Source organism: Clostridium coskatii, assembly GCF_001675205.1.
GTDB classification, from domain to species: Bacteria; Bacillota; Clostridia; order Clostridiales; family Clostridiaceae; genus Clostridium_B; species Clostridium_B ljungdahlii.
In genome coordinates this window covers 1-3,767 of sequence record NZ_LROR01000030.1, presented here as the reverse complement: position 1 = coordinate 3,767, position 3,767 = coordinate 1, and the positions used below count along the sequence as shown (strand labels likewise).

Sequence of the window (3,767 nt, the reverse complement as noted above, 5' to 3'; positions counted from 1 at the left end):
AAGTAATTGGTGGAACTGGTGCTGGTCAGCATTTAGTTGTTGCAGATATAATCAGTGCCGGAATTGGAGATAGAGTTCTTGTTTCAACCGGGTCATCAGCTCGAAAAATGTTAGATGAATGTGAGGATATCCCGGTTGATGCAGTTGTTGTTGGAATTATTGATGAAGACTGCAATGTAGAATAAACTCAGGAGGTACGGGAATGAGTATTCTTGATATGGTGCGAGAAGCTGGTGTTATTGGTGCCGGTGGGGCAGGATTTCCTACCCACGCAAAGCTAGCATCAAAGGCAGAATATATACTTCTTAATGGAGCTGAATGTGAGCCGCTGCTTCGTGTGGATCAGCAGCTGATGAGGATGTTTCCAGATGAGATAATTAAAGGATTTGAATCAGCAGGAAAGTTAGTAGGTGCAAATAAAGCACTTATAGGCATTAAAGGAAAGCATAAGGAAGTTATTTCTATACTTCGTAATAGAATCGAAGAACTTCAAGTAGGAGATTTTATTGAAGTAAAAGAAATTCCTGATATTTACCCTGCAGGTGATGAACAAGTTCTAGTTCATGAATTGACTGGAAGAGTTGTTCCTGAAATGGGTATTCCAATTAGTGTTGGTTGTGTAGTAGTTAATGCAGAAACGGCATTAAATATTTATCACGCTTCTATGGGAGTGCCAGTTACAGAAAAATATATCACAGTTGCAGGAGATATCCCTAAACGTTTGACTGTAAAGGTACCAGTGGGTACACCTGTTATAGATGTACTGAAGCTGAGTGGCATAGAAAATTTTGATGATTATACAGTTATTGATGGTGGCCCTATGATGGGACCTGTAAAGAGTGATGTAGATGGATATGTTACGAAGAAAAATAAGGGATTTGTAATTTTGAAAAAAGATCATCCTCTGATTCGTAAAAAATCTGTTAGCATAGAACAGGCGAAAAGAGTAAATAGATCTTCCTGTGAACAGTGCCGTATGTGTACAGATATGTGCCCTCGTTATCTTCTTGGACATAGTACACAACCCCACAAGATGATGAGAGCTTTAAATTATGCATTGAAGAATGTTGAAGAGCAGAAGATTGCACAGCTTTGCTGTCAATGTAATTTATGTGAATTGTTCTCATGTCCAGCAGGGCTTTATCCGAAATCTGCAAATCTCTATTTTAAAGGAAAATTAGCAGAACAGAACATAAAATATAAACCAATGAAGTCGGAATTTACTACCCGCAAAAGCCGTGAATACAGGTTAGTTCCAAGTAAGCGTCTTATTGCCAGATTAGGTTTGCATGACTTTGACAGGCCAGCTCCTATGACTGAAGTTCAGGTAAATCCTGAAGAAGTTCATATTGCAACAAGACAGCATGTAGGAGCACCTGCAGTACCAATTGTTAATGTTGGTGACCATGTAGAACTTGGACAACAAATTGGAAAAATTCCTGAAGATAGTTTAAGTGCTGCTATTCATGCAAGTATTTCGGGAACAGTTGTGGAATGTGGAAATGATTTTATTGTGATAAGGAGGGGATAATATGTCACAAGCAATAGGAATGGTTGAGTTTACAAGCATTGCTCGTGGTATATATGCAGCAGACCAGATGGTAAAGACTTCTGAAGTGGAAATAGTCACAGCAGGTTCTTCTTGCCCAGGAAAGTATATTGCCATTGTTCAAGGTGATGTTGCAGCAGTTGAAGATTCAGTAAGTGTTGGTGTAAGATTTGCAGAAGAATTTTTAGTTGATTCTATTATTATACCAAATGTCAATCCGGCAGTATTCCCTGCAATCACAGGTGCAACGATGCCAGATGAAGTTCAGGCTTTAGGAATTATGGAGTCTTTCTCCCTGTCAACAATGGTCATTGCTGCTGATGCAATTTTGAAATCTGCTGAATTGCAGCCGATTGAACTTCGTTTGGGAAATGGATTGGGAGGTAAGTCATTCTTTACTTTTACCGGAGATGTAGCTGCTGTTGAAACTGGTGTTGAAACAGGAAAAGCTATTGCAGAAGAAAAAGGGTTATTAGTAAATGCAGAGGTTATACCTTCACCGTCTGAAAGATTATTGGCATCATTGTTCTAATATATAAGAACTTTTATAAATGAAAGGATGTGAAGGAATGAAAAAATTAATTTGTGTAAAAGATGTTGAAACTGCAGAAAAGCAGGGTCAAAAAGTAGTGTATATTAATTGTGATACAATTGTTACTCCTTCAGCTAAAGATGCGGCTAGAAATAGTGGAATAGAATTTTCTACCGAAACTCCAGTTCCTGAAGTAAAGAAATCTTGTGAAGTAGAAGTTCCTTGTGAAGTAAAAGGTTCTTGTGAAACAAAAGCTTCTGAACTTGAAAAAGTTTTTGAAAATGGAATTGATAGTGAAGTAATTTATAAAGTATTCAAGGTAATGATGGAGAAAGGACTTTTGAATGGAGTGATTGATTTGATTACCAATAAGAAGCCTTATCTTGCTGAGACTGACGCTATCGGTTTGAAGATCGTTCGTGGTAGTTCAGTAAAGTATGAAGCACTAGATACAGGAAATCCTGATGATAAAGTATTTTATCAGGAAATAATCAATGCAGATGATGGTTCCTCAATGAATGCGGGATTTATTACAATTGAAGATTGCAAATTTGATTGGGAAACAGAATGTCAAGAACTTTACTATGTTATAGAGGGTACATTGACAGTAACAGTGGATAATAAAGTTTATACTGCACATCCTGGTGATTCAGTATTCTTCCCTAAGGGAGCTAAGATAGCATTTGGTTCACCTGACAAGATGAAAGCATTCTATGCTACATATTAGAATTTGGAATGCTTGACCAAAGTTTAGGAGGGTTAAACAATGCAGGCACTTGGGTTAATCGAAACAATAGGACTTATTGCAGCTATTGAGAGCGCAGATGCTATGCTCAAGGCAGCAGATGTGAATCTCTTAGAAAAGACATATGTAGGAGGGGGACTTGTTTCGATTGCTGTAACTGGTGATGTGGGTGCTGTGAAGGCAGCTGTAGACGCTGGTGGAGCGGCAGTTAGAAACATAAATGACACATTGCTTGTTTCACAACATGTGATTCCCCGTCCACATGAGGAATTAGATAATATAATTGTATCAGCAGTACCACTGAAAGATAGAAATATTCCAACTGTCGCTCCAGCGAAAAACCAACCAGAAGATGAAACAACAGTTGAAGTAATTGAAGAAGATACTGTAGAGGTTCCTGTTAAAATAGAAGATTCAATAGTAGAGGACTCAATAGAAGAGAATTCAACAGTGGAAGATCCAGCAGTGGAAGACTCTAAAGAAGAGAATTCAACAGTAGAAAATTCAGAGAATGAGGAGCTTTTGCCAGAAAAAATAACTGATCCTTTGAAAATGGATTTAACTAAACTAAATAGGAAAGCCGTAGATAAGATGGTGCTTGACTATGGTTTAGAAAAAGCTATTGAGATTTTGAGTAAGTTTAAGGTAATAGAGCTTCGAAATCTCGCTCGTAAATATAAGAACTTTGGTATCAAAGGAAGATCCATTTCTAAAGCAGACAAGAAGTTACTGCTTATAGAGTTCAAAAAATATTATGGGCATAATTAGCCAGCTATAAAAATTAAAATATATAAATAATAAACAATGGAGGGAACACAATTGGAAAATTTTGATAAAGACTTACGTTCTATACAAGAAGCAAGAGATCTTGCACGTTTAGGAAAAATTGCAGCAGACCAAATTGCTGATTATACTGAAGAACAAATTGATAAAATCCTATG

At 37.2% G+C, this 3,767-nt stretch carries 5 protein-coding genes; all 5 read left to right on the top strand.

The features are described from left to right. On the top strand, nt 1–185 hold a 185-nt coding region (locus CLCOS_RS03445), incomplete at its 5' end, for a EutN/CcmL family microcompartment protein (RefSeq protein WP_065080042.1). Nucleotides 186–202: 17 nt separating this feature from the next. After that, on the top strand, nt 203–1,531 hold the full coding sequence (locus CLCOS_RS03440; protein WP_063602634.1) for a 4Fe-4S dicluster domain-containing protein: 1,329 nt from the start codon (nt 203–205) through the stop codon (nt 1,529–1,531). A 1-nt stretch (nt 1,532) separates the two neighbouring features. Then, complete coding sequence (locus CLCOS_RS03435; RefSeq protein WP_063602633.1) at nt 1,533–2,081, top strand: BMC domain-containing protein; 549 nt, start codon at nt 1,533–1,535, stop codon at nt 2,079–2,081. Nucleotides 2,082–2,118: 37 nt separating this feature from the next. After that, nucleotides 2,119–2,808, top strand: a complete 690-nt coding sequence (locus tag CLCOS_RS03430; RefSeq protein WP_013240567.1) for a cupin domain-containing protein — start codon at nt 2,119–2,121, stop codon at nt 2,806–2,808. A gap of 39 nt (nt 2,809–2,847) precedes the next feature. Next, nucleotides 2,848–3,594: a BMC domain-containing protein gene (locus tag CLCOS_RS03425; RefSeq protein ID WP_013237860.1), complete on the top strand. Its 747-nt coding sequence runs from the start codon at nt 2,848–2,850 to the stop codon at nt 3,592–3,594. Nucleotides 3,595–3,767: the final 173 nt, after the last annotated feature.

Excerpts from the sequence above, each read along its gene's own strand:
- CLCOS_RS03435 (WP_063602633.1), top strand. The coding sequence starts at position 1,533 with ATGTCACAAGCAATAGGAATGGTTGAGTTTACAAGCATTGCTCGTGGT.
- CLCOS_RS03440 (WP_063602634.1), top strand. The coding sequence starts at position 203 with ATGAGTATTCTTGATATGGTGCGAGAAGCTGGTGTTATTGGTGCCGGT.
- CLCOS_RS03430 (WP_013240567.1), top strand. The coding sequence starts at position 2,119 with ATGAAAAAATTAATTTGTGTAAAAGATGTTGAAACTGCAGAAAAGCAG.
- CLCOS_RS03425 (WP_013237860.1), top strand. The coding sequence starts at position 2,848 with ATGCAGGCACTTGGGTTAATCGAAACAATAGGACTTATTGCAGCTATT.